At 51.2% G+C, this 23,115-nt stretch carries 18 protein-coding genes and 1 tRNA gene; 10 read left to right on the forward strand and 9 right to left on the reverse strand.

Annotated features, from left to right (window positions below; translation table 11 throughout):
* The first annotated feature begins 53 nt into the window (after nt 1-53).
* The 4 genes from J9260_RS09315 (at nt 54) to J9260_RS09330 (ending at nt 7,680) form a co-directional block, all read left to right on the forward strand.
* Nucleotides 54-1,139 carry an efflux RND transporter periplasmic adaptor subunit gene (locus tag J9260_RS09315; protein WP_210217526.1) on the forward strand — a complete coding sequence of 362 codons (1,086 nt, stop codon included), beginning with the start codon at nt 54-56 and terminating at the stop codon, nt 1,137-1,139.
* Nucleotides 1,132-4,362 carry an efflux RND transporter permease subunit gene (locus J9260_RS09320; protein ID WP_210217527.1) on the forward strand — a complete coding sequence of 1,077 codons (3,231 nt, stop codon included), beginning with the start codon at nt 1,132-1,134 and terminating at the stop codon, nt 4,360-4,362. The genes J9260_RS09315 and J9260_RS09320 overlap by 8 nt, the downstream gene beginning before the upstream one ends.
* 84 nt (nt 4,363-4,446) lie before the next feature.
* Complete coding sequence (locus tag J9260_RS09325; RefSeq protein ID WP_210217528.1) at nt 4,447-6,798, forward strand: Tex family protein; 2,352 nt, start codon at nt 4,447-4,449, stop codon at nt 6,796-6,798.
* A 102-nt stretch (nt 6,799-6,900) separates the two neighbouring features.
* Complete coding sequence (locus tag J9260_RS09330; protein ID WP_210217529.1) at nt 6,901-7,680, forward strand: hypothetical protein; 780 nt, start codon at nt 6,901-6,903, stop codon at nt 7,678-7,680.
* Between the two features lie 4 nt (nt 7,681-7,684).
* On the opposite strand, the gene J9260_RS09335 is transcribed toward J9260_RS09330, so the two are convergent.
* The 3 genes from J9260_RS09335 to J9260_RS09345 form a co-directional block, all read right to left on the reverse strand.
* Nucleotides 7,685-8,377 (reverse strand): metal-dependent hydrolase, encoded by a 693-nt coding sequence (locus J9260_RS09335; protein ID WP_210217530.1) that lies wholly within the window; start codon nt 8,375-8,377, stop codon nt 7,685-7,687.
* A gap of 19 nt (nt 8,378-8,396) precedes the next feature.
* Nucleotides 8,397-8,924 carry a hypothetical protein gene (locus J9260_RS09340; protein ID WP_210217531.1) on the reverse strand — a complete coding sequence of 176 codons (528 nt, stop codon included), beginning with the start codon at nt 8,922-8,924 and terminating at the stop codon, nt 8,397-8,399.
* A 131-nt stretch (nt 8,925-9,055) separates the two neighbouring features.
* Nucleotides 9,056-9,140 (reverse strand) — tRNA-Leu (locus J9260_RS09345).
* 141 nt (nt 9,141-9,281) lie between these two features.
* Here J9260_RS09345 and rnr point away from each other — a divergent pair.
* The gene (gene rnr, locus J9260_RS09350; protein WP_210217532.1) at nt 9,282-11,543 is read left to right on the forward strand and encodes a ribonuclease R; all 2,262 of its coding nucleotides are present in this window, start codon (nt 9,282-9,284) and stop codon (nt 11,541-11,543) included.
* On the forward strand, nt 11,543-12,289 hold the full coding sequence (gene rlmB, locus J9260_RS09355) for a 23S rRNA (guanosine(2251)-2'-O)-methyltransferase RlmB (RefSeq protein ID WP_210217533.1): 747 nt from the start codon (nt 11,543-11,545) through the stop codon (nt 12,287-12,289). Before rnr ends, rlmB begins: the two co-directional genes overlap by 1 nt.
* Here rlmB and J9260_RS09360 read toward each other — a convergent pair.
* The 6 genes from J9260_RS09360 to minC form a co-directional block, all read right to left on the reverse strand.
* Entirely contained in the window at nt 12,274-13,158 is an 885-nt protein-coding gene (locus J9260_RS09360; RefSeq protein ID WP_210217534.1) for a hypothetical protein, read from the reverse strand. The genes rlmB and J9260_RS09360 overlap by 16 nt on opposite strands.
* A gap of 3 nt (nt 13,159-13,161) precedes the next feature.
* On the reverse strand, nt 13,162-14,091 hold the full coding sequence (locus tag J9260_RS09365) for a MotA/TolQ/ExbB proton channel family protein (protein WP_210217535.1): 930 nt from the start codon (nt 14,089-14,091) through the stop codon (nt 13,162-13,164).
* Nucleotides 14,075-15,394: a DNA recombination protein RmuC gene (locus J9260_RS09370; protein WP_246499369.1), complete on the reverse strand. Its 1,320-nt coding sequence runs from the start codon at nt 15,392-15,394 to the stop codon at nt 14,075-14,077. The genes J9260_RS09365 and J9260_RS09370 overlap by 17 nt, the downstream gene beginning before the upstream one ends.
* Nucleotides 15,394-15,660: a cell division topological specificity factor MinE gene (gene minE / locus J9260_RS09375; protein WP_343231182.1), complete on the reverse strand. Its 267-nt coding sequence runs from the start codon at nt 15,658-15,660 to the stop codon at nt 15,394-15,396. Before minE ends, J9260_RS09370 begins: the two co-directional genes overlap by 1 nt.
* 3 nt (nt 15,661-15,663) lie before the next feature.
* Nucleotides 15,664-16,470 carry a septum site-determining protein MinD gene (minD, locus tag J9260_RS09380; RefSeq protein ID WP_210217536.1) on the reverse strand — a complete coding sequence of 269 codons (807 nt, stop codon included), beginning with the start codon at nt 16,468-16,470 and terminating at the stop codon, nt 15,664-15,666.
* A 106-nt stretch (nt 16,471-16,576) separates the two neighbouring features.
* Nucleotides 16,577-17,284 carry a septum site-determining protein MinC gene (gene minC, locus J9260_RS09385; protein WP_246499370.1) on the reverse strand — a complete coding sequence of 236 codons (708 nt, stop codon included), beginning with the start codon at nt 17,282-17,284 and terminating at the stop codon, nt 16,577-16,579.
* Nucleotides 17,285-17,447: 163 nt separating this feature from the next.
* Between minC and J9260_RS09390 the strand changes: the two genes are divergently transcribed.
* From J9260_RS09390 to J9260_RS09405, 4 genes are all read left to right on the forward strand, one after another.
* Nucleotides 17,448-18,803 carry a tetratricopeptide repeat protein gene (locus J9260_RS09390; protein ID WP_210217537.1) on the forward strand — a complete coding sequence of 452 codons (1,356 nt, stop codon included), beginning with the start codon at nt 17,448-17,450 and terminating at the stop codon, nt 18,801-18,803.
* Between the two features lie 33 nt (nt 18,804-18,836).
* Nucleotides 18,837-22,310, forward strand: a complete 3,474-nt coding sequence (gene mfd, locus J9260_RS09395) for a transcription-repair coupling factor (RefSeq protein WP_210217538.1) — start codon at nt 18,837-18,839, stop codon at nt 22,308-22,310.
* Nucleotides 22,311-22,391: 81 nt separating this feature from the next.
* Nucleotides 22,392-22,670 (forward strand): type II toxin-antitoxin system Phd/YefM family antitoxin, encoded by a 279-nt coding sequence (locus J9260_RS09400; RefSeq protein ID WP_210217539.1) that lies wholly within the window; start codon nt 22,392-22,394, stop codon nt 22,668-22,670.
* On the forward strand, nt 22,667-23,104 hold the full coding sequence (locus tag J9260_RS09405; RefSeq protein WP_210217540.1) for a type II toxin-antitoxin system VapC family toxin: 438 nt from the start codon (nt 22,667-22,669) through the stop codon (nt 23,102-23,104). The genes J9260_RS09400 and J9260_RS09405 overlap by 4 nt, the downstream gene beginning before the upstream one ends.
* Nucleotides 23,105-23,115 lie beyond the last annotated feature (11 nt).

Below are 23,115 nucleotides of genomic sequence, written 5' to 3' on the forward strand. Positions count from 1 at the left end.
GAGTTTCTATCAGATGTCTGTTAAATTTTATGTTGAATCAGGGTAAGTATGCCATGAAAGTATTACCACAATGGTTACTGGTCGTCGGATTGTCGTTGTTAGCGGCTTGCGGTGAGCAAGAATCCGTGCCTGTCACGCAAACTCAAACCACTGCGGCAACATTAGCCACCGCACCAGTCAACGCCGTCACATCACCGGATATGCAGTACTTGGATGGGCATGTGGAAGCCGTTAATAAAAGCACCATGTCGGCGCAAACCAGTGGGGTGATTGAAAAGCTGTATTACGATGTGGATGATTTTGTGGAACAAGGCAAAGTCATCGCCCGGATTAAGTCCAAAAACCAGCAAGCAGGTGTGCAACAAGCGCAAGCGTCGTTGGATGAAGCCCAAGCACGTTACGTGGAAGCGCAAGCCGACTTCAAGCGAATCAGCGAAATTTATGCCAAACGTTTGATTCCCAAAGCCGAATACGATGCGGCGGCGGCTGGACTGAAAGCGGCTGAAGCGCGTTTAGATGCCTCCAAAGCGCAGACCACGCAAGCCGGGGAACAACTGGGCTATACCACCTTGATTGCGCCTTACGGTGGCATTGTGACCCAACGCCACGTGGAATTAGGCGAAACCGTCAACCCCGGCACACCCATTATGAGCGGGATTTCCCTGGATCAATTACGTGTCGTAGTGGATGTGCCACAACGCTTGATTGTGCCGATTCGCAAGGAAAAAACCGCTATCGTGTTGCAGAATGGCTCAAATAAACCGTTATCAGTCAAAAACTTAACCTTCTTTCCTTACGCCGATCCCAAAACCAATACGTTTAAAGTGCGCATTGAGTTAGCCGACAGTACACCTGACCTGTTCCCCGGTATGTTTGTGAAAGTCGGCTTTGTAACTGGCGCACAACAAAGCATCGTCAGCGTGCCGGAAAGTGCGGTAGTGGTGCGCAGCGAGGTGATTGGGGTATACGTGGTTGACGAACAAGGCAAGCCCGCGTTACGCCAAATCCGTTTAGGGAGAAAATTGGATGATAACAGCATCAGCGTTTTAGCCGGTTTGGATGCTGGTGAAAAAGTCGCATTAGACCCGGTACAAGCCGCGATTTCCCTAAAGCAAGCCGCCGGAGTCAGCCATGAGTGAACCAAAACTGGGGATTTCTGGGGCGATTGCCAAGAAATTTCTGATAACGGAAATCACCCCTTTACTCGCATTAGTGGGGTTGCTGCTGGGGATGTTCGCGGTGATGGTGACACCGCGTGAGGAAGACCCGCAAATCAACGTTACCTTTGCCAATGTATTCGTGCCTTTCCCCGGTGCGAGCGCGGAACAGGTTGAAAGTTTGGTGAGTACGCCTGCCGAACAGGTACTGTCTGAAATTGAGGGCTTGGAGCATATTTATTCCACATCAATGCCCGGTATGTCGGTACTCACGGTGCAATACAAGGTGGGCGAAGATCGCACTGCCGCGCTGGTACGCCTTTACAATAAAATTGCCTCGAACCAAGACTGGTTGCCGCAAAATCTCGGCGTAGGCACACCTTTAATAAAACCCAAAGGCATTGATGATGTGCCGATTGTGGCTTTAACCTTGTGGACGGAAGACCCGAAATACGGGGCTTACGAGCTGAATCAAGTCGCTCATGCGGTGGAGGCGGAGCTAAAGCGCGTCCCCGGTTCGCGTGATATTTACACCATTGGCGGCCCTCAACAAGTGGTACACGTCCTCTTGGATGCGGATAAATTAGCTGGTCACGGCATTGATATTGCGGATTTACGGCGTGCGTTGCAGGCCAGCAATTCAGCCCGTGATGCGGTTTCCTTGGTGAATAATAACGAGGAAATTCAAGTACAGGCAGGCACATTCTTAATGGATGCCGCCGAAGTCAGTGAGTTAATGGTCGGGGTTTTCAATGGTAAGCCGGTGTTCCTCAGCGATGTCGCGGAAGTAAAACGCACCTCGGATACTCCCAGTGCTTATGTCAGTTTCGGCACAGGAGTCGCCGCCGATCATAAAGGCTTACCCAACGGCATTCACGCCCCCGCTGTTACTGTTGCTGTTGCTAAGCAACCGGGCACAAATGCGGTCGACATTGCCAATAATGTGATTGACCGCTTTGAAAAACTCAAAGGCACGTTCGTTCCTGAAGGCGTGAATGTCACGGTGACGCGCAATTACGGCGAAACCGCACAAGCCAAGTCAGAAAAGCTGATTCACAAACTGATCATTGAAACCATTGCGGTTGCCTTATTAATTTGGTTGGCATTGGGTTGGCGGGAAGCGTTAATTGTCGGCGCGGCAGTGGTTATTACCTTGGCGGTAACACTGTTTGCATCTTGGGCATACGGCTTTACCCTGAATCGGGTGTCATTGTTTGCGTTGATTTTCTCCATCGGTATTTTGGTCGATGATGCCATTGTGGTAGTGGAAAACATTCATCGCCATATGCAACAAGGCGGTAAAAAATTACTCGAAGTCATCCCCGTCGCTGTCGATGAAGTCGGCGGGCCTACCATCTTGGCGACGTTTACAGTGATTGCCGCATTGTTGCCAATGGCGTTTGTGTCGGGGCTAATGGGGCCGTATATGTCCCCTATTCCGATTAATGCCAGCATGGGGATGCTGATTTCCTTAGCAGTTGCGTACATTGTGACCCCGTGGATGACGGGTAAAATGCTCAGTAACGTTAATTTCCACCACCATGATGCCAACGAACCGAACAAGCTGTTTGGGTTTTTCAGTCGGATTATGTCGCCCTTCCTTGATGATCAAAAAGGCAGTAAACGCCGTAATATCCTGTTCGCGGTGATTACCTTATTGATCGTGCTGTCTGCGTCGTTAGCGGTGTTTAAGCTGGTGGTGTTAAAAATGCTGCCGTTTGACAATAAATCGGAGTTTCAGGTGATTTTGGACATGCCGGAAGGCACATCTCTAGAGCAAACTTCCCGCGTTCTCAATGAGATGTCAGCAGCTTTGAAACAAGTGGATGAAGTTACCGATTATCAAATTTACGCCGGAACTGCCGCGCCGATTAACTTCAACGGTTTGGTGCGCCAATATTATTTGCGGGAAGGTGCTAACGTCGGTGATATTCAAGTCAACCTGACCGACTCCCACGGGCGCGAACGTCAAAGCCATCAAATCGCTTTGGCAGTACGCCCGGTGTTGCAAACCATTGCGCAAAAATACCAAGCCAACGTAAAAGTGGTGGAAGTTCCGCCGGGGCCGCCGGTAATGTCACCGATTGTGGCGGAAGTTTACGGTTTGGATTACCCCGGTCAAATTGCGGTTGCCAAACAAATTCGCAGCACTTTTGAAAAAACTGCTGACATTGTGGACATTGACGACAGCGTGGAAGCCCCGCAAAAACGCCTCGTGGTGCAAGTGGATCGCAGTAAAGCCGCCCTCATGGGGGTTTCGCAAGACGCAATTACTTCGGCAATTGATACCGTGCTGCATGGCGAAGATGTGGTGTTTTTACACGGTCAGGGCATTAAATACGCTGTACCAATCCGGGTTGAATTCCCGGTCGCTCTCAAAGACAAAATGGATTCGGTATTAGCGTTGCGAGTACGCAGCCAATCCGGGGAACTCGTACCGATGTCAGAGCTGGTAAGCGTGCAACAAACCACCCGCGAACATTCCATTTATCACAAAGACTTACTGCCGGTAGTGTATGTGATGGGTGATATGGCAGGTAATACCGATAGCCCGTTGTACGGTATGTTCAGCATCTTTAGCAGCGTTAAAGAACTGTCGGTTTACGATAATCCGATTAACCAGCATTTCATTGCACAGCCAGATGACCCGTATTTGTACGGCATCAAATGGGACGGTGAATGGCAAGTCACTTACGAAACCTTCCGCGACATGGGGATTGCTTACGGCGTGGGTATGATCCTTATTTTCTTGCTGATCGTGGCACAATTCAGGTCGTATATGGTTCCGTTGGTAATAATGTCGCCGATTCCGTTGACCATCATCGGTGTTATGCCCGGTCATGCCTTACTCGGCGCACAATTTACCGCGACTTCAATGATCGGTATGATTGCGCTGGCGGGGATTATCGTGCGTAACTCCATTTTGCTGGTGGACTTCATCAACGAACAGGTACGCGGCGGTATGCCATTGAAACAAGCGGTGATTAATTCCAGTGCGGTACGGGCTAAACCGATTGCACTCACCGCTTTAGCCGCAATGGTTGGTGCGTTTTTCATCATTGATGACCCCATCTTTGGTGGATTAGCCGTCTCGCTAATCTTTGGAATTCTGGTTTCCACCGTGTTAACGCTGGTACTGATTCCTCTGATGTACTATATGTATGCTCGTAACCGCCTCACACTCATTACGGGGCGCGTTGCGTAACGTTGATTTAAACTGTGTTCAATCTGACGAAGCCTCTGGATTTGCATGAGCTAACCAGAGGCTTTCGTTTTTAATGAGTTCTGTATGCAAAGTATCCTGACCCGAATCGCCACCGAATTAGCAGTGAATGAAAAACAAGTCGCGGCGACTGTCGAACTATTAGACGAAGGTGCTACCGTCCCGTTTATTGCGCGTTACCGCAAAGAAAAAACCGGCGGGCTGGATGACACCCAATTACGTTACCTTGAAACCCGCCTGAGCAGCTTACGCGAGTTGGAAAAACGCCGCGAAACCGTGCTGCACAGCATCCGCGAACAAGGTAAATTAACCCCGGAACTGGAACAGCAAATTCTCGCGTTGAATACGCGCACCGAACTCGAAGACATTTACCTGCCCTACAAGCCTAAACGCCGCACCAAAGCGCAGATTGCACGCGAAGCCGGAATCGAGCCACTGGCACAAGCGTTACTGACTAATCCGCAACTCAACCCGGAAAGCGAAGCTGCTAACTACCTCAACCCTGCGATGGAATTTACCGACAACAAAGCGGTGTTAGACGGTGCGCGGCAAATTTTAATGGAAGATTTCGCTGAAAATGCTGAATTATCCGGGCGGTTGCGCGAATACTTGTGGGAACACGGGCATTTAGCCTCCAGTGTGATTGAAGGCAAAACCCAAGAAGGACAAAAATTTGCCGACTATTTTGACTACAGCGAAGCACTCCACAAAATCCCTTCACACCGCGCACTGGCACTGTTTCGTGGGCGCAATGAAGGCATTCTCGACTTAAAACTCGATGTCAGTGTCGCCGACGGCATGAGCCACCCTTGCGAAGACGCGATTGCTACTGCTTTCAATATTCGTGATCAAGGGCGTGCGGCGGATCGCTGGTTATTGGACTGCGTGCGCTGGGCATGGAAGGTCAAATTACACAGCCGTCTTAGCACCGATTTGAACTTACGCTTACGCGAAACGGCTGAAGCTGAAGCCATCCGCGTGTTTGCTGCTAACCTCAAAGATTTATTACTCGCCGCACCTGCGGGCGCACGTACCACCTTAGGTTTAGACCCCGGCTTACGCACCGGTGTCAAAGTAGCCATCGTTGATGCCACCGGTAAATTGCTGGATTTCGCCACCATTTACCCGCACGTTCCCAAAAAACAATGGGAACAATCCATCGCAGTATTAGCTGAGTTATGCAGCAAATACCAAGTAGGGTTAATCAGCATCGGTAACGGCACGGCTTCACGCGAAACTGACCAGTTAGCCAGCGATTTAATCAAACGTCACCCGGAACTCAAACTCGCTAAAATCGTGGTATCAGAAGCCGGAGCGTCAGTGTATTCCGCATCCGAATTGGCGGCGAAAGAATTCCCACTGCTGGATGTGTCGATTCGTGGGGCGGTATCCATTGCCCGTCGCTTGCAAGACCCGTTAGCCGAACTGGTTAAAATTGACCCTAAATCCATCGGGGTTGGTCAATACCAGCACGATGTTAATCAACCTGAACTGGCGCGTTCACTGGATGCGGTAGTGGAAGACTGCGTTAACGCCGTGGGTGTCGATGTCAATATGGCTTCAGCCGCATTACTGGCACGGGTTTCTGGTTTGAATCAAGGCATTGCCGACAATATCGTAGCCTTCCGCGATGATAATGGACCATTCCGCAATCGTAATCAGTTGAAAAAAGTATCGCGTTTAGGGGCAAAAACCTTTGAACAAGCCGCTGGTTTCTTGCGCATTCGTGACGGCGAACACCCACTGGATGCGTCTGCTGTCCACCCGGAAACCTACACTTTAGTCGAACAAATCGCTGCCGTTAATCGCCAACCGTTAGTGGAATTAATCGGCAATAGCAGCTTTATTCACAGCCTCAAACCCAGTGATTACGTCACCGAACAATTCGGTTTGCCGACGATTCGCGATATTTTGGCGGAACTCGAAAAACCAGGACGTGACCCGCGCCCTGAACTCGTTACCGCCACCTTCCGCGAAGGGGTAAACGCTATCAGCGACTTACAAGCGGGCATGATCCTCGAAGGTGTAGTCACGAATGTGGCAAATTTTGGTGCCTTCGTTGACATTGGTGTGCATCAGGATGGCTTGGTGCATATTTCCCAAATCACCAGCAAATTCATCAAAGACCCGCGTGAAGTGGTGCGTACCGGCGATATTGTCAAAGTGCGTGTGGAAGAAGTCGATGTGCAACGCAAACGCATTTCCCTCACCATGCGTCTGGAGGATGATGGGCAAAAAGCTCCAGCCCAAAAGCCAGCAGCACGCACAGAACGTCAAACACCCAAGCCGCCATCAGAGCCGCAACAAGCACGCGGGCAGTTCAATAACCCGAAAAAGCCAGCTAAAGCCGCTCCACCCGCTGCTAATTCCGCGATGGGTGATGCACTCGCGGCTGCCTTCGGTAAATTCCGTAAGTAGCTGTAAATTCAAGCTTGTCAATATTAGCTTTTCCTTATAAACTTACCGAAGTGTGTGATTTTCGCCACACACTTCGCGCATCACAAGGGGTCGAGGGAACACATGATAAAGACATTGAAAACACCAAAAAACCTGTTCAAACCTAAACCAACCACCACCAAAACCATCGACGTAGGCATTGATGTGTTTGGCAATGCTATTCCTGATAATGTTACTGCCCAAATTGAAGCCAGTGGTAAAGCCTTGCGCGTAGTAAAACGTCAGCAAGTAGCACTCAAACCCAGCCGCAAAAAATCCACCAAAAAACTGGCTGTCGTCGCCCCCCAATCACCGAGCTTACTCACGCGCTTACTGCCAGCAACATGGACAAAACCTAGCGTAAAAACCATTGCTCACGATGGCATTTCCGAACGTCTTGAAGTCGCGTTTAAACGCTTACACCACGAATTCAACGAGCGCGAACAGCAACTTGAAGTGAAAATGCACGCGATTCAGCAACAGCATTTAGCACTGGCAAACCTCAAACAGAAAAAGCGCGGTCTATTACTTTCATTGGTCGCAGCGGGCATGTTGGCGGGCGGTTATATGCTCTACGTCTTAACCAATATGCAAAACTCAATGACATCCATGTCCGGCAATATCAGCACCATGAATGGTCACATGGGTGCAATGGCGAGTGATACCCAGAACATGACGCAAAACATTCAGGCGATGAATGAATCCATGTATTACATGAACAATAACGTGGGTTATATGAGCGGCAATGTTGCGCAAATGAACCAAAAAGTAGGGACGCTGGCACAAGCTGCCGCGCCAATGGGTGAAGCTGCTGCTACCATGAACCCGTTTATGAAGGCGTTTAAATCGTTCATGCCGTTTTAAATGCTTACGGAAACATCCGCGCATTAATAATTTGGTAGGTTTGCTTGCTAAGTAAAGTATCCCAAAATGCAGCGGATTCCGGCGTAATCGCCCACACTACCAACGTAAGACACAGTAATGCGGTCGCTTTCGGACGGTTTTTAGTATCCCAAAACTTTAAAGCCGTACCGAAAGAACGCTTAATCCGGCTGTTCATAAAGTCGACGCTATACAACTCATCCAGCACTAAATGCAAAATAAAGCCGCTAAATATAAAAAAACCATTAAGCCATGAAATAAACGGATTTTTACCCATAACATGATGGCTAAAAATCACGGTTAAAAACATAAACAACGCCCCTGCTACGACCGAATGAATTGACCCGCGATGGTGAGTATATTGATGGAATATCATCCAAATCGGCCAGCGTATCAACGCAAACGTTATTAAGCCAATCAGCCACAGTTCCACAATCGCCAAGTCGTTCTCAACCGAAAAAATCACCAAGAACGCCGCGATAATGCCAAAGAGCGCAAACATAATGCGGCTAGGGTAAGCGTGCTCCAAATCCACATCGGGCAAGATTCCGCCGATGGTTCCCATCAAAGCCAGAATCAAGGCTTCACGCGGAGCCACCAAACCGACTTGCAGACACAATACCGACAGCAAACCCGCGCCTGCCGCTGCAACCGTAATATGAGTATTAAAGTTTGCCATCAGTACTGTGCAATCGCGCCTATTGGTAAGAATAGTAAGAGGTGTTATTACCACCGGTATACGGCGTATACGGGTGCGTGGTAACACTGCTACTGGTCGTGTTGTTATTATTCACGCCACCTGCCGAACAATTGGTACGTTGCGCTCCCGGTAAATCATTTAATAAGAAAAATCCTTGGCTCATTGCGGCTTGCACCGCATCGCTGGGAATGCTCAGGATATTGATTTTACCATCGGAAGAACCACAAACTGCCGGATACATGCGCCCATCCATACCGCAGGCACTGCTTACCACCGGAATCCGCATGGATTGTAATTGACGCTGCATTTCTGCCAATGGCACACCACCGCCTTCACATTGGCGCGAACCTTGGTATTTATACACATCAACGTAGGAAACGGGTGCGGGTACAGGCGCGGGTGCTGGTGCGGGATACGGTGAAACCCAAGGATTCACTAAACCGCCATTAACCATATTGGGAGGTACACACCCGCTCAATAACACACTAGAAAACAGGGCGAAGCCCCCAAGACGAAAAAATGACATAGACAGCTCCTTATAGCGTTGTTGGTTAGCTGTTTGACTTTAAATCGGTGTTTCGGTTCGTTCAGGCACAAAAAAACCAGCACTTGGCTGGTTTCAATGTTGTTCTGTAGTAGTCAGAACTTAAATAAGGTTGGTGCCGAAAAGAGGACTCGAACCTCCACGGGTTGCCCCACTAATACCTGAAACTAGCGCGTCTACCAATTCCGCCATTTCGGCACGTTCACTCAGCGTCACCGCGTTGTGAGAGGCGAAATATATAGAGCCGACGCGATCTTGTCAAACACATAAATGCCTTTTGTGTGGATTTTTTTGATATGCTTCGCCTCATGAAAGCAAACACTACAAAAGGAAGGTTCCTTGAAGTTTAAAGACCCACATCACCAGCGCGAAGCTGAGAAATATGATAACCCGATTCCCAGCCGCGAAGTGATTTTGCAATTGCTGGGTGAACAGGGGCAACCGCTAGACTTTATGACGCTGGCAAATGCCCTGCATCTCCATGAGGAGATGGATCTTGATGCCCTCAAAAAACGCTTACGTGCGATGGAACGGGATGGGCAATTACTTTACAACCGCCGTCGTCAGTACGTTCCCATTGCCCGCACCGATTTAATCGCAGGGCGCGTTATCGGGCACGCCGACGGGTTTGGTTTCCTGAAACCGGACGATGGTAGTTCTGATTTATTTTTACACGCTAAACAAATGCGCACGTTAATGCACGGCGACCGTGCGTTAGTGAGTGTACGCGGGCTTGACCCCAAAGGGCGGCGTGAAGGTGCGTTGGTTGAAGTCTTAGAACGCGGCACAGTACAAGTGGTCGGGCGTTATTTTGTGGAAGGTGGCATTGGTTTTGTTGCACCGGACAATGCCCGCTTAAACCAAGATATTTTGATTCCAAGTGATGCTGCCGGTGGCGCAGTGCATGGGCAGATCGTGGTTGCCAGCATCGTGGAACAGCCGTCCAAACGCGCTCAACCCAGCGGCAAAATTGTCGAAGTATTGGGTGACCACATGGCTCCCGGCATGGAAATCAATGTCGCGATGCGCAGCCATGAACTGCCATTCGAGTGGCCGGATGAAGTCAGTGAGGAAGCCGACCGTTTTAGCGTAAATGTCGCGGAAACCGATGCTGCAAACCGTTGGGATTTACGCCAATTACCGTTAGTAACCATTGACGGCGAAGATTCCAAAGACTTTGACGACGCAGTTTATTGCGAACGCGAAGGCAATAACTGGCGTTTGTTGGTAGCCATTGCGGACGTGTCGCATTACGTGCGCCCCGGCATGGCGATTGATCGTGAGGCACGCGAACGTGGTACATCGGTGTATTTCCCCGGCAAAGTCATTCCGATGTTGCCGGAAATCCTCTCCAACGGTTTGTGCTCACTGAATCCGCACGTTGACCGCTTGTGCATGGTGTGTGAAATCCGCATTGGCGCACGCGGCAAGTTACTCAGCTATCAATTCGCAGAAGGCATTATGCATTCGGCGGCACGCTTGACCTACACCAAAGTTGCCGACATGGTGGTGCAGCGCAATCCGACTACCCGTGCGGATTATCCGGCGGCAGTGCTCGACTGTGTGGATGAAGCCTACGCTTTGTACAAAGTGTTGCGTAAGGCGCGTGATAAACGCGGCGCGATTGATTTTGAAACGGCTGAAACCCGCATTGTGTTTGATGCTGATCGTAAAATCGAAGCGATTGTTCCCACCGAACGCAATGACGCGCATAAACTGATCGAAGAATGCATGATTCTCGCCAATGTGTGCGCCGCGAAATTCCTCAGCAAGCACAAAATCCCTGCCTTACACCGGGTACACGATGGCCCAACCGTGGAAAAGCTGGTGGATTTACGCCAATTCCTCTCTGGTGTCGGTTTGGCATTGGAAGGCGGCGACGAACCCGATCCGGCGGATTACGCGGAATTAATGGATGAATTGCACGACCGTCCTGACCGTCACATGATTCAAACGGTGTTATTGCGCTCTCTGTCGCAAGCGGTTTATAGCCCTGCTGCCAGCGGACATTTCGGGTTGGCGCATTCCTATTACGCGCATTTCACCTCACCGATTCGGCGTTACCCTGATTTATTGGTGCATCGCGCGATTCGTCACGTGGTACGCGGCGGTACAGCCAAAGATTTCGGCTATAGCTTTAAAGACATGATGGACTTGGGCGAACATTGCTCAATGACCGAACGCCGTGCCGATGATGCAACGCGCAACGTGACTGCTTGGCTGAAGTGCGAATATATGCAGGAACACGTTGGGGAAAATTTCGCTGGTATTATTACCGGAGTCACTGGCTTTGGGCTATTCGTGGAACTCAGTGATATTTACGTGGAAGGCTTGGTGCACATCACCGCACTGACCAGTGATTACTACCACTTTGACCCGGTACGGCATCAGTTAACCGGTGAAAATTCCGGGCGTATTTACCGTTTGGGCGACAGCATTGCGATTACCGTGGCGCGGGTTGATCTTGACGAACGCAAGATTGATTTTGTGTTAGCGCAAACCGAAGAGGCTGCTACTGGCAAGCCACAAGGCAAAAGCGGCAAAAAATCTGCCCACAAAAAATCATCCAAATCCTCCAGTCAATCGAAAACGAAACGCTAATGGCTAAGTCAACCATTTACGGTGTTCACGCCGTCGAAACCGCGCTGCGCAATGACGCAGAAAATTTGGGTCAAATCTGGTTTGACAAGCGCAGTCGTAATGACCGTTTGAAAAAGCTGGAAAAAATGGCGGAAGACAGCGGTTTGCGCCTGTTAGCGATGGAGAGCGATAAGCTCGACAAAATCGCAGGCACCAACAAGCATCAAGGGATCGTGGCGGAGTATTACAAGCTCAAAGCATGGACAGAAAACGATCTTCTTGACCTACTCGATGGGCTGGAAGAACCTGCTTTCTTGTTAGTGCTAGATGGTGTAACCGACCCGCACAACCTTGGGGCGTGTTTACGCACGGCAGAAGGTGCGGGTATCCATGCAGTGATTGCCCCCAAAGACAATGCCGCAAGCATTACCCCGACGGTGCGTAAAGTCGCCTCAGGTGCGGCGGAAATCATCCCGTTTGTGCCAGTGACTAACCTTGCCCGCACGCTTGAAACCCTCAAAAGTCGTGGCATTTGGTTAACCGGAACCAGTGATAAAGCCAAGCAAACCCTTTATCAAGCCGAACTCAAAGGGCCAATGGCATTAGTCATGGGCGCGGAAGGTGCAGGCATCCGGCGTTTAACCGAGGAAGCGTGTGATTACCTGATTTCGATTCCGATGGCGGGGCAAGTTTCCAGCCTGAACGTATCGGTCGCTACCGGCGTATGTTTGTACGAAGCAGTGCGTCAACGTCAAGGTGCGGTGTAGTAGTCGTATTTAGCCAGCATTTCACTGGTAAATCGCCATGCTTCGTTGTACGACAAACCGCTGTTATCCGGTATCACGACTTTGACGTACAATTCAGTGCCATGCTGCGCTTTTAACGCACTCAATTCAGCATCCAATGCCGCACGCCCGATATTGCGCAGAGTCGCTTCACCGGGTTTGCGGATATTGTAGCCAGACTTGCTATACACCACCTCAACCACTTGCTTGCCTTTACTGGAGCGAGCTGGTTTGAGGAGCTTTTGGTATTTTTGATCGAGTTCGGTGTATTCACCCTGCAAGCTCAGTAATTGCTTTTCGCTTTGATCGGCTTTACTGGTGAGTCCGGCAATTTCGGTATTCTTACTGTTCAATTCCGTTTGCAACATGGCAATGGATTGCTCACGTAATTTTAAGGTATTACCGTATTCGCTTTGTTGCGCTTCTAAGCGTGACAATAACGCATCGCGTTCACTGGCAGCACTGGCTGTCGCTTCGGCGGCAGCACGACTGCGCAATAATTCCATTTCCAAACTACTGCTGCGTTGTTGTAAATATTCCAGTTGTTCTTCCAGACTCGCATTGGCTTTGAGTTGAAATTCCGCCAATTGTTCGGCTTTTTGCGCTTGGCGAGAGGCTTGCAACGCTTCTTCAGCCGCTTTTTGTGCGGATTGTTGTGCAGACTGTTCAGCTTTGACACTGTGACGCAAATCATCCAGCAAGCGGGTATTGGTCAAAACCACCGCCACCGTGACAATCAGGAAAATCATGGTAATGACCATCATCACATCGGTAAATGACGGCCAAAAACTTTCCTCAAACTCATCGCGCCCGCTGATTAAAGAAGCAAATGAAAAATTACCGTCTTTCATCACCTACCTCTTAGGCTGTTCATCAAGCCGGAAACCTTCACGGATCGAGTCACGAATGACGCGGATATTATCACCACTGTGCGCGACGGCACTTTGCAAATCATCCACCGCCACTTGCAACCGATCACCAGCTTGCAGGAAACGGTTTTGAATGTGGTTAATGGTTTCAGCGGCAGTGCGCAATTCCGCCACCAGCACCGCCACATCGTGCATCAAACTGTTTTCGACATGACGGAAGCGCGGCATGATGTACAGCGTGGTGATGTTTTCGACATTAGCCAATAATTGAGTGCGAGCATCCTGCAAACGCAAATGGAAATAAGCGAAAAAGACATAGCACACAATCGCAGTCACCGTGGTACTCAGCGCGTTCGACATCCCGCTCACAATCGTGCCCATTTGTTGCAGATTATCCGGTGAACTCAGTAAGCCCGAAGCCCCCATCAACGCAATCGACAAGGACACTACCGTGCCAAAAACACCCGATAAAATCAGAATGTTATGCACAAAGCGCACCAACGTAAATTCGGTGGATTGACTCGCTGCCAAGGTCGACGCTAACGCCGCCTGATTCACATCGGCGTGTTGCCGCGCAATGCTTTGCACCGCCTGATAACGGTCAACAATAATCGAGTTGGGGGATAAACCGTAACTGGGGTTCGGCGCATTTTCCTCAATACGCTTCAAAAAACGCTGCAACATATCCTGCTCACGGGTATAGCCCAAGAACATCAATACCATGCGCACCAAACCTAACAAGAAGATCAGCAGAATGACACCATTCAATACCAAACCCATTTGTCCGGCTTGGGTCGAATGGAAAAACTGCGTCACATTGTCTTTATTGAACAGCAACACCGCGCCCAACAGAAACATGACGAACAACATCTGCAACAGTGTCAGGTAATAACGGGTTTTAATCGGTTTCAACATCAGTCTCAACATCCTTGGTGTAAGGCTTACGTGGTATCGCTTCGACCGCTACTAATTCAGAAATGTTCCGCTCAGAGGACACTCCCAACTCAGCCAAGCGACGCACACCGGGTAACACACTGCGTTCTAATGAACCTAACGCCTTGTTGTAGGTATCAACACTCCCCCCCAGATTGCGCCCCAAACGTTCCATGTGCTCAATAAAAATAGCCAAGCGTTTGTGTAACTCCTCGCCCACATCCCTGACTTTGGTGGCATTTTCCGCCAATACAGTTTGCTTCCAACCAAACGCAACCGAGCGCAACAACGCCATTAACGTGGTAGGAGTCGCCAAAATCACTTTATCGTTAAGCGCGTCTTCCAACAGGGTTTTATCCTGCTCCAATGCCGCTCCTAAAAACTGTTCGCCGGGAATAAACAACACCACAAAATCGGGCGAATACACAAACTGTTCCCAATAACGCTTTGCCGCCAACACCCGCACATGCTCCCGAACATGGCGTGCATGACGTTGAAGATGACGTTTACGGCTTTCCTCACTATCCGCCCCCACCGCATCAAGGTAAGCATCCATCGGAGCTTTCGCATCAATGATCATTTCACGGCGGTCTGGCATCCGTACCACCATGTCGGGGCGAATCGTGCGTTCGGTATTACTGCGCTGGGTTTGCTCAATAAAATCGCAATGTTCCGCCATCCCGGATAATTCCGCAATGCGTCGCAAACTCAGCTCACCCCACTGCCCGCGTGTTCCCGGATGACGCATTGCCGCGGCTAACCGCCCGGTTTCATCACGCAATGCCGCTTGATCACCCATCATGCCACGAATTTGTTCACTGAGTGTGCCAAATGCAGCTTGGCGTTCTTTCTCGATTTGACGGATTTGCGCTTCGGTCTTGACCAAAGCTTCCTGAATCGGTTGCACCAAATGCGCAATGGAATGCTGACGTTGTTCCAAATCGGCGCGTGACTCAACGTGAAAACGCCCCATGGTTTCCTGCGCTAACTGCAAAAACTGGGTATTATTATCACGCAACGCACGTTGTGAAACCGCTGCAAAGGTATTATGCAAACGATCCTGTGCTTCATCCAATAAGCGCAACCGCTCTTCGTTGATCTGCTCTTCGGTTTGCCATTGTAGGTTTAAACGCTCCAACTCGCGGCGGGTTTGGCGCAATGCTGGGGCGTAAAACAGGTGCGCCAATAACACTCCCAAACCAAACATCAACACCGCAGTGACCAACACAATATGTTGATCAATGAACGCGCCTAATTGAAACGCGGAGCTATCCATGACACCCATTAATTACGCCGATCTCGCTCCGGCAACGCAATGTTTAACTCCAACACGTCGTAATCCGAGCCTTTCTCAAATTGCACATTAACGTGTTCATCGGCAATCGGCACATAACGCCGGATCACATCCATAATATCGCGGCGCAATTGGGGTAAGTAATCCGGGCCATTACGGTCTAAACGCTCATGGGCAATCACAATTTGCAGACGTTCCTTGGCGATTTTCGCAGTGCTTTGTTTGCCCTGCTTAAAATATTCAAATAGTCCCATCATAAATCACCCGAACAGTCGCTTGAGAAAACCCTTTTTCTCCACCTCTAAAAAGCGGTGGGGCACTGTTTCCCCAAGGAAACGCCGTACAAAATCATCGTAAGCCTGTCCTGCATCGCTGGCTTTATCCAAAATCACTGGATTACCGCTGTTGGATGCCTGCAAAACGCTCTGTGATTCAGGAATAACCCCGATCAAAGGCACTGCAAGAATTTCGAGAATATCTTCCATACCCAGCATTTCACCCGCTTCAACCCGCGTTGGTGAATAACGGGTAATCAGCAAATGTTCGCGGACTGTACCGCCCTGCTCTGCTTTTTGGGTTTTGCTTTGTAACAATCCTAAAATACGGTCGGAATCGCGTACTGAAGACACTTCCGGGTTTGTCACCACCACCGCATCATCGGCGAAATACATAGCCATGTGTGCGCCGCGCTCGATTCCTGCGGGTGAATCACACACCACAAAATCAAAGCCATCATTGCGCAATTCATCAATAATACGACCCACACCTTCGGGGGTCAGAGCATCTTTATCGCGTGTTTGGGAAGCTGGTAAAACATACAGATTTTCTGTGTGCTTATCACGAATCAGTGCCTGTTTTAACGACGCTTCGCCGTTAATCACATTCACGAAATCGTAAACCACGCGCCGCTCACACCCCATGATCAAATCAAGATTCCGCAGACCCACATCGAAGTCGATAACAGCGGTCTTGTAGCCGCGCATGGCAAGCCCGGTGGCAAATGCCGCACTAGTGGTTGTTTTACCAACCCCTCCTTTACCAGAGGTTACTACAACTATCCTGCTCAAGAAGTGCTCCTTTTGTATTATGTGGCTCAGCGGCGTTACCCGCCTTGGAACGCCACTGCAATATTAACAGAAACCCACAATATTTGATTGAAAAATGCTAAATTCTTCAAAACATCGGGGCAATTTTTAATTTTTCACCTTCGAGCCACACCATCGCTGGCTGCCCTTTTAGGTCGGTATCCATTTCATCTAATAAGCGGTAATTCCCCGCAATCGCGACTAATTCCGCTTCGAGTTTTTGGCAGAAAATCCGTGCACTGGTATCACCATGAATCCCCGCCAACACCCGCCCACGTAAGGAACCGTACACATGCACAGAACCGCCCGCTAAAATTTCCGACCCCGCGCTGGTGTGTTGCAACACCACCACATCACCATCGGGGAAATACACTTGCTGCCCCGAACGCACCGGACGATCCACCACTTCCACGCTGGGGTTTTGTGAAGCGATGGGTTCGCGGGCAGTGGCACGTTCAACACGAGGTGGCACAGCACGCGGCGAGCGTAACACCGCCCAACCCGCTTGCGTAGCGGATTGCAGGCACTCCTCAGGGAGATTCCGCATTCCAACAGGGATAAACCCTAGGTCGAGAACCAGCGCACGTAACGCTTGCATATCCAAGTCACGACAGGCGTTTCCCAGTGCCGCACCGTCCAATACCAACGGGCTATTGGCAAACAATTGGGGCAAGCTGTCACGCTTAGATTGCAAGCCCTGCTTGATTTTCACCGTATCAGGCGAATGCAGATGCAAGACGTTGAGCAACAACATTTCACCTTTAATTTCCACCGCCTCTACCGCCACAATATTCACTCCCTAAGACCAAACACGTTGCATCATGCTATAAAATTATCAGACGAATGGTATAGCATCTGTATATTATTCCCCCAAAGCCGTTTTATCTTTCCCTGTTATTAATTTATAATCAAGTCAGTGCTAACAACAACAACTCATCTTTATTTCTGGGGCTTAAATCATGTACAAGGGCGCAAACTTGTCACGCACGGCTAGTGCTGTAGCAGCCATTGCCATACTCACGACGTTTCCCTTTTCCACCAGCTACGCCACACTATCCAGTGTACCTATGCCTGCCACCGCCAGCCAAACGGAACCGGAAAGCGTTCAGGCTGCTGCTGAACAATTTTCCCTTGCCAGCAAACTATTAAGTAAGCCGAGCAATCCAGACGAGCTAAAAAGCGGTGTCATCTGGATGGAAAAAGCAGCCAATCAGGCTTACGCGCCAGCACTGTTTGAGCTTGCCAATTTCTATGAAAATGGGGTTCATGTAAAGCAGGATGTCAGTAAAGCGGCTAAACTTTACGAACAAGCGGCACAACAGGGGCATGTTGACGCACAATTCAACCTCGGCGTTCTGTATTTGCAAGCTCCCGCTGATTTCAAAAAAGCCCGTTACTGGTTAGAAAAAGCCGCACAGCAAAAAGACGCTGCCGCGCAATACAACCTCGCACTGATTTATGACACGCCTGAAAGTGGTTTTGCCGATGCCGCTGAAGCGACGCATTGGTTCACCCAGTCCGCACAAAACGGGCATAAAGATGCGCAGTTCGATCTGGGGGTACGTTACTTAAAAGGTACGGCATTACCGCTGAACTTATCGCAAGCGGTTTACTGGTTCCGGCGGGCAGCGGAGCAAAACGATGCAGCAGCAGCCTTTAACCTTGCCCTGCTTTACGAAGACGGCAAAGGCATTGAAAAAAGCCTCGACAAAGCCATTTACTGGTATCGCAAAGCCGCCCAACAAGGCGAAGCCGGAGCGCAGTATAATCTCGGCATCAAATATTTGCTGGGCGAAGGGGTCACACAAGATGAAACCAAAGCGGTCGAGTGGATTCGCAAGGCCGCAGAAGGTAATAACCCAGCGGCGCAATACACCGTAGGTTTTATGTACGATCAAGGCGTGGATTTCCCCAAAGATTTAGAAATGGCGTTGTACTGGTATCGTCAATCGGCGGAACAACAGTATCCCGACGGGCAATTCGCGTTGGCACAAATGTTGTCTACCGGGCAGGGCGTTCCCCAAGATGCGACCGAAGCAATCCAATGGCTCAAGAAAGCAGCAGAACGCGGGCATATTCCAGCGCAATTCAACCTTGGCACTTACATGGCGCATGGCATTGGAACAGCTAAAGATTTACCCAAAGCGGCTTTTTGGTTATCGCGGGCAGCAGCTCAAGGTCATGAAAATGCGATTGCTAACCGCGATTACGTGCTGCAATTACTCACACAAAATGAACGCGATGAGCTAACGCGCGAACTTGAGCTGCTTAACAAGCCTGCTGCGACTCAGGACAAACACGCTGCCATCCGCTAGAATCCGGGCTTTCCAGAATAAAAGCGCGGATTCATGTCTGTATTGCTCAAGCCCCAATTCCCCGCCGCTCCCAACGGTCACGTCCGCTGGGGGCAATTGTACGGCGCATCCCTCGACTGGCTGATTGCCCAATCCGCGCAAGGCTTTGATGGCTTGACCCTGCTGGTCGTGCCGGATGTGCATACCGCTTACCAGATGGATTCCGCGCTGCAATTTTTCGCCCCGGAAATCCCGCGCCACATTTTCCCCGACTGGGAAACCCTGCCCTACGATGTATTTTCACCGCACGAAGACATCATTTCCGAACGCCTGAAAACGCTGGCGACGCTGCAAAACCTAAAGCGCGGCATCCTGATTGTGCCAGCCACCACGTTGTTACATCGCCTTGCGCCGACCAGCTATGTGCATGGACATACCTTCGTGGTACGCAAAGGCTCACCGCTCAATATCGACAAATTGCGCAAGCAACTCGAAGAAGCAGGCTACCGCAACGTCAGTCAGGTGATGGCGCATGGTGAATATGCGACCCGTGGCTCGCTGGTCGATTTGTTCCCGATGGGCAGCCATACGCCGTATCGGATTGATTTGTTTGACGAGGAAATTGATTCGATCCGCACCTTCAACCCGGAAACGCAGCGGACAGATGTGGTGGTGGATAGCATCGAATTGCTGCCTGCGCGGGAGTTTCCGCTGGATGAAGCCGGTATCCGCACTTTCCGCCAAAACTACCGGGCGCAGGTTGAGGGGGATTTGACCCGCAGCCGCATTTACGAAGGCGTGAGTCAGGGCAAGCCGCCAGCGGGGATTGAGTATTACTTGCCGCTGTTCTTTGAACATACCGCGACGTTGTTTGATTACTTGCCGAAGAAAACGCTGCTAGTACTCGCTGAAGGCATGGATGCAGCGGTTAAGACGTTCTGGGAGACGGTGGAGTATCGGTATGAGCAACGGCGGCATGATATTGAGAGGCCGTTGCTTGCACCGGAGAAGCTGTTTTTGACGGCAGAGATGTTGGGGAGTTGGATTGGGGATTATCCTCGGGTTGAGGTGCAGCGATTTAAAGAGGTGGAAGAAAATCCCCCTCAATCCCCCTTTTTCAAAGGGGGAAGCCAAAACGCGCTGAACTACCCCATCGCCGCCCTCCCCTCGCTCCTCATCCACGCCCGCCAAGAACAGCCCCTATTCCTGCTGTTCAACTTCCTCAAAGACCTGAAAGGGCGCGTGCTATTCACCGCCGAATCCGCCGGGCGGCGTGAAGCCTTCCTCACCCTGCTGAAAGACAATGGCATTGCGGTCAAAACGCTGGAAACTTGGCAGGATTTCCTCGGTAGCAAAGCCGAAATGGCGGTCACGGTCGCGCCGCTGGAAAACGGTTTCTGGCTGCCCGATGCGAAGATTGCGGTCATTCCCGAAAACCTGCTTCACGGCGTGCAAATCCAGCAGCAACGCCGTCGCCGCAAAGCTACCCGCGATGCTGATGCGATTATCCGCAACCTGACCGACCTCAACGAAGGCGCACCCGTGGTACACGAGGAACACGGGGTCGGGCGGTATCTGGGGCTGGAAACGGTCACAGCGGGCGGAGTGACGGCGGAATATTTGCTGATCGAATACGCCAACCACGACAAGCTGTACGTTCCCGTCGCCGCGCTGCATCTGGTCAGCCGTTACACGGGTGCTGACCCGGAACACGCGCCGTTGCACCGCCTCGGCAATGAGCAGTGGGACAAGGCGCGGCAAAAAGCAGCGGAAAAAGCGCGGGATGTGGCGGCGGAATTGCTCGACATCCACGCCCGCCGTGCCGCGCAGCAGGGGCATAGCTTCCCGTTTGACGACAACGATTATCGCCTGTTTGCGGGCGCGTTCCCGTTTGAGGAAACCCCGGATCAGGCACTGGCGATTGAAAACGTGATCAAGGATATGCGTTCCGCGCAGCCGATGGATCGGGTGGTGTGCGGCGACGTGGGTTTCGGCAAGACCGAAGTGGCAATGCGGGCGGCGTTCGTGGCGGCGAATGCGGGCAAGCAGGTGGCGATGATTGCGCCGACCACCTTGCTGGCGCAGCAGCATTTGAACAATTTCCGTGACCGTTTTGCCGACTGGCCGTTCAATATCGAATCGCTGTCGCGCTTCAAGACTGGCAAGGAAACCAGCAAGGCACTGGAGGCACTCGCATCCGGCAAGATCGACATCGTAATCGGTACGCACAAACTGTTGCAGGACGATGTGCATTTCAAGCAACTGGGGCTGGTGATCATCGACGAGGAACACCGCTTCGGGGTGCGCGACAAGGAGCAGATGAAAAAGCTGCGTGCCAATGTCGATATGTTGACCATGACCGCCACGCCGATTCCGCGCACGCTGAATATGTCGCTGTCGGGCTTGCGCGATTTGTCGATCATTGCCACCCCGCCGACGCAACGCCACGCCATCAAAACCTTTGTGTGCGAGTGGAACAAGACCATCATTCAGGAAGCCTGTGCGCGGGAATTGTCACGCGGCGGGCAGGTGTACGTGCTGCACAACGAGGTCAAAACCATCGACAAGGTGGAGCAGGAATTGAGCGCGATGTTGCCCGGTGTGACGGTGCGCCATGCCCACGGGCAGATGCGGGCGAATGAGCTGGAAAACATCATGAGCGATTTTTACCACCAGCGTTTCCAGATTCTGATTGCGACTACCATCATTGAAAGCGGCATCGACGTGCCGACCGCCAACACGATTTTGATCAACCGTGCCGACAAGCTGGGGCTGGCGCAGTTGCACCAGTTGCGCGGGCGGGTCGGACGTTCGCACCACCGCGCTTACGCTTATCTGATTGCGCCGCCGAAATCCGCTCTCACGCCGGATGCGGTCAAGCGGCTGGAAGCGATTGAATCGCTGGAAGAACTGGGGGTCGGTTTCACGCTGGCGACGCACGATCTGGAGATTCGCGGCGCGGGCGAATTGCTCGGCGAAGGCCAAAGCGGGCAGATTCAGGAGATCGGTTTCAACCTCTACAACGACTTGCTGGAACGGGCGGTGAAGGCGTTGAAATCGGGCAAAGTGCCGGAACTGAGCGCGACCAGCCGCCGTACCACGGTGGAATTGGGTGCGCCTGCGCTGATCCCGGACGATTATTTGCCGGATGTCCATGCGCGGCTGATCCTCTACAAACGCATTGCCAGCGCGGAATCGCAGGCGGCACTGGACGAATTGCGGGTGGAAATGATCGACCGCTTCGGGCTACTGCCAGAGCCGACCAAGACGCTGTTCAGCGTCACGCGGGTCAAGCTGCTGGCGCAGGAACTGGGCATCCGCAAGCTGGATATGCACGTCAAGGGTGGGCGGATTATCTTCGACGACAAACCGAATATTGACCCGATGAAGGTGATTACGCTGATCCAGAAACGCCCGTGGGTGTTTAAGCTGGATGGGCAGGATAAGTTAAGGTTTGAGGTGGAATTGGCGACGGTGGAGGAGCGGGAGGAGTGGGTGGTTAAGTTGATGGGGGAGATTGGGGGGTAACATCCTTTCATTTTTTGATCGTGCAAATACCTCAAACTGTGTCTACAATGGAGGAATGTAGCCACAAATGAGATAACCGTTATGCACGTTGCTGTCCGCGAACTCAAAAATCGCTTTTCCGAATACCTGAAATACGCACAAGCAGGCGAAGAAATCATCGTCACCACCCACGGCAATCCGGTGGCACGCTTGATGCGCTTAGCCCCCAACTTGCAACTTCGCGCTTCACAACCGCTGGATAAATTAGCGTGGGTACGGCGTGGACAAGCTGGCAAAAAACTGGGGTTGCCTACCGCGCAGCGTATCCGTTTAACCGAAGGTGTGTCGTTGAGTGATTTACTGTTGGAAGACCGTGCATGAGCATCCCCCTACTCTATCTCGACACCTCCGCGTGGTTGAAATTGTATGTGGAAGAAGACGGTTCCGAAGCAGTCCATGCGGCGGTTGAACAAGCAGAACAGACTTGCACCCACCTGATTGCCTATGCCGAATTACGCGCAGCCTTGGCAAAAGCGCAGCGTATGCAACGTCTGGATGCCGCCCAAAAAGCCCAACTGTTGCCCGTCATCGACAACGATTGGCAAACGCTGAATGTGATTTTGCCCACTGAAATGCTGGTCAAACGCGCGGGCAATCTGGCGGATCAGTTTGGTTTGCGGGGTTACGACAGCATCCATCTGGCGGCGGCAGAGGCGATTAGCCTGCAAATCATGCCGCAACCGTTGGTGTTTGCCTGTTTTGACAAGCATTTGAATGAATCTGCTAAGGTTTTGGGGATGACGGTCTTGAACTAGGATTTATAGGA

Origin of the sequence: Thiothrix unzii (assembly GCF_017901175.1) — a bacterium.
Lineage (GTDB): Bacteria > Pseudomonadota > Gammaproteobacteria > Thiotrichales > Thiotrichaceae > Thiothrix > Thiothrix unzii.

What these genes read in the sequence shown, in the direction of transcription:
- J9260_RS09315 (WP_210217526.1), top strand. Translation starts at nt 54, where the DNA reads ATGAAAGTATTACCACAATGGTTACTGGTCGTCGGATTGTCGTTGTTA.
- J9260_RS09320 (WP_210217527.1), top strand. Translation starts at nt 1,132, where the DNA reads ATGAGTGAACCAAAACTGGGGATTTCTGGGGCGATTGCCAAGAAATTT.
- J9260_RS09325 (WP_210217528.1), top strand. Translation starts at nt 4,447, where the DNA reads ATGCAAAGTATCCTGACCCGAATCGCCACCGAATTAGCAGTGAATGAA.
- J9260_RS09330 (WP_210217529.1), top strand. Translation starts at nt 6,901, where the DNA reads ATGATAAAGACATTGAAAACACCAAAAAACCTGTTCAAACCTAAACCA.
- J9260_RS09335 (WP_210217530.1), bottom strand. Translation starts at nt 8,377, where the DNA reads ATGGCAAACTTTAATACTCATATTACGGTTGCAGCGGCAGGCGCGGGT.
- J9260_RS09340 (WP_210217531.1), bottom strand. Translation starts at nt 8,924, where the DNA reads ATGTCATTTTTTCGTCTTGGGGGCTTCGCCCTGTTTTCTAGTGTGTTA.
- rlmB (WP_210217533.1), top strand. Translation starts at nt 11,543, where the DNA reads ATGGCTAAGTCAACCATTTACGGTGTTCACGCCGTCGAAACCGCGCTG.
- J9260_RS09360 (WP_210217534.1), bottom strand. Translation starts at nt 13,158, where the DNA reads ATGAAAGACGGTAATTTTTCATTTGCTTCTTTAATCAGCGGGCGCGAT.
- J9260_RS09365 (WP_210217535.1), bottom strand. Translation starts at nt 14,091, where the DNA reads ATGTTGAAACCGATTAAAACCCGTTATTACCTGACACTGTTGCAGATG.
- J9260_RS09370 (WP_246499369.1), bottom strand. Translation starts at nt 15,394, where the DNA reads ATGGGTGTCATGGATAGCTCCGCGTTTCAATTAGGCGCGTTCATTGAT.
- minE (WP_343231182.1), bottom strand. Translation starts at nt 15,660, where the DNA reads ATGATGGGACTATTTGAATATTTTAAGCAGGGCAAACAAAGCACTGCG.
- J9260_RS09390 (WP_210217537.1), top strand. Translation starts at nt 17,448, where the DNA reads ATGTACAAGGGCGCAAACTTGTCACGCACGGCTAGTGCTGTAGCAGCC.
- mfd (WP_210217538.1), top strand. Translation starts at nt 18,837, where the DNA reads ATGTCTGTATTGCTCAAGCCCCAATTCCCCGCCGCTCCCAACGGTCAC.
- J9260_RS09400 (WP_210217539.1), top strand. Translation starts at nt 22,392, where the DNA reads ATGCACGTTGCTGTCCGCGAACTCAAAAATCGCTTTTCCGAATACCTG.
- J9260_RS09405 (WP_210217540.1), top strand. Translation starts at nt 22,667, where the DNA reads ATGAGCATCCCCCTACTCTATCTCGACACCTCCGCGTGGTTGAAATTG.